Annotated in this window: 2 protein-coding genes (1 of these 2 running past the window's edge); both read left to right on the forward strand. The window is 61.8% G+C overall.

All coding sequences use genetic code 11. From position 1 onward, the window contains the following. Positions 1–639 carry the 3' portion of an AAA family ATPase gene (locus K663_RS19160; RefSeq protein WP_037469286.1) on the forward strand. The gene continues 558 nt to the left of window position 1, outside the view, so the window shows 639 of its 1197 coding nt (coding positions 559–1197); its start codon lies off the left edge, out of view; the stop codon is at positions 637–639. 224 nt (positions 640–863) lie between these two features. Beyond that, positions 864–1964: a ParB/RepB/Spo0J family partition protein gene (locus tag K663_RS19165; RefSeq protein WP_062121631.1), complete on the forward strand. Its 1101-nt coding sequence runs from the start codon at positions 864–866 to the stop codon at positions 1962–1964. Positions 1965–2154: the final 190 nt, after the last annotated feature.

Genomic DNA, 2154 nt, shown 5'->3' on the forward strand with positions numbered 1-2154 from the left:
AATGTCGATCTGATCCCGTCGAACCTTGAACTGTTCGACGTCGAATATGAATTGGCGGCTGCGGGCAGCGACGGCGGGTCGGTGCTGGCGGCGCGCTTTCGCAAGCTTAAGCAGGGCCTGATGGACCTTGCCCGCCATTATGATGTCGTGCTGCTCGATCCGCCGCCAGCGCTGGGCACGATCAGCCTGGCCGTGATGCAGGCCGCCAACGCGCTGCTCGTGCCTTTGGCCGCGACCACGCCTGACTTCTGCTCGACCGTCCAGTTTCTTTCGATGATGGATCAGGTCATCGGCCAGTTGCAGACCGCCGGGATTTCGGTCGATTATCAGTTCATCCGGCTGCTTTGCTCAAAATTCGACAGCAACGATCCCAGCCATTCGATGGTTCGGGCCATCATGGAGCAGAGCTTTGGCCCTGCCCTTCTCCCCATCCCCATCCTGGACAGTGCGGAGATCAGCCATGCGGCGCTGCGCATGATGACCGTTTATGAGTTGGAGAAGCCGATTGGTACGCCGCGCACGCACAAACGCTGCCGCGCCAATCTGGACGAGGCGATGGGCCAGATCGAGGCGCTGGTCCGCCAAAGCTGGGGCCGGGTAGCTCCGGCGCGGGAAGAGGATATCGTCAATGCGGCCTGAAACCCGGTTCACGCAGAAACGCCAAAGCGCTGAAATTTTGCGCTCCCCGGCAGGCGAAACGCCCTTTTTGACGGCACAGTCCGGTCCTGCCGTTTGCATGAAAAGAGTTGCTCTGCCGCAGGAGCGTACTCTCTGTGCCTCGGCGTCTGCGCATAAGTCGAAAAGCCTTCTGTCCTACAGGGGAATGTTCACTTTATGTTCGCCGCGAATCGGAGGACAGAGCCATGGCGCGTAAGCAATCGGATTATCTGGCGGCCTTGCTGTCGGACGAGGCGGAGGCCCCTACCCTCGCGTCAGAAGCAGAAAACGAACTTGTGGGAGAGGTAGAGCCAGTCTCCTCCCCTGCCCTGGCTCCCGTTCCGGCGCGTCCAGAACGAGCGCGGGGGTCAACGCTACTCGGCCGCGAAACCGCCCTAGCCAGGCTCGCATCGGGTGAAGTCCGGCAGGTCACCCAATTGCTGCTGGACCCGGCCAAGGTCCGCATATGGCCCGGCAACGCCAGGCTGTATCAGCATCTGACCGAAGATAACTGCCGCGAACTGATCGATTCAATCATCGCCGAGGGTGGGCAGAAAGTGCCTGCCGTCGTGCGCCGGGTCGAGGGCGACCCTGATCATGACTATGAAGTGATCGCGGGTACGCGGCGCCATTTCTCGATCAGCTGGCTGCGGGCGCATAGCTATCCCGACATGATGTTCGTGGCGCAGGTTGCCCAGCTGGACGACGAAGCAGCCTTCCGCCTTGCCGACCTCGAAAATCGCGCGCGCAAGGATGTCACCGATCTTGAGCGCGCCCGCAATTATGCCGAGGCGCTGGGCGCGCATTATGGCAGCCATCTGACCCGCATGGCCGAACGGTTGAAGCTGTCCAAAGGCTGGCTCAGCAAGATGATCAAGGTCGCGGGAATCCCCGACGACATCATCGAGGCCTTCCCTTCACCGGGCGATGTACAGTTGAAACCCGCTTATCCCTTGGCCCAGGCGCTTGATAATCATGCTGCCGCCACGACCATCCATGCCGAGGCGGCCCGCCTTGCCACGACACAACGGGAACGCCGCGCCGCTGGAGCGCCACCCATCCCTGCGGCCGAGATATTGAAGCGACTGCTTGACGCGCCGCGCGTTGCGGTATCGGAGCCCAAGGAAGAGCCATTCACTTGGACGACGCGCTATGGCCGCCCTGCCCTGACCGTCCAATCGGCCAACCGCCAGGGCATCACGATCCGCTTTCATGCAGGATCAGGCGCCGACATGGAAACACTGGCGACGGCGCTGCGCGACACACTTGAACATCTTGAGCGGCGAGGGATGGGCTTACAGCAGTGATACGCTCGGGGGGGCATCTTGAACGAATGGTCGAAGGGAGGAGGCACGCGCCACTCTGCTTCCTTGTTTCCCCAGGGAAACAGGCCCATTCCTTTGCGTCCGAGCATGTCGCACTCCCCTGCCCCACCCTGCTGTTTCCCTGGGGAAACAAGGAAGCGCCCATAGGTAGCGCCGTTGCGAGTAGCCGCTC

This window comes from Sphingobium sp. MI1205 (assembly GCF_001563285.1).
Lineage (GTDB): Bacteria > Pseudomonadota > Alphaproteobacteria > Sphingomonadales > Sphingomonadaceae > Sphingobium.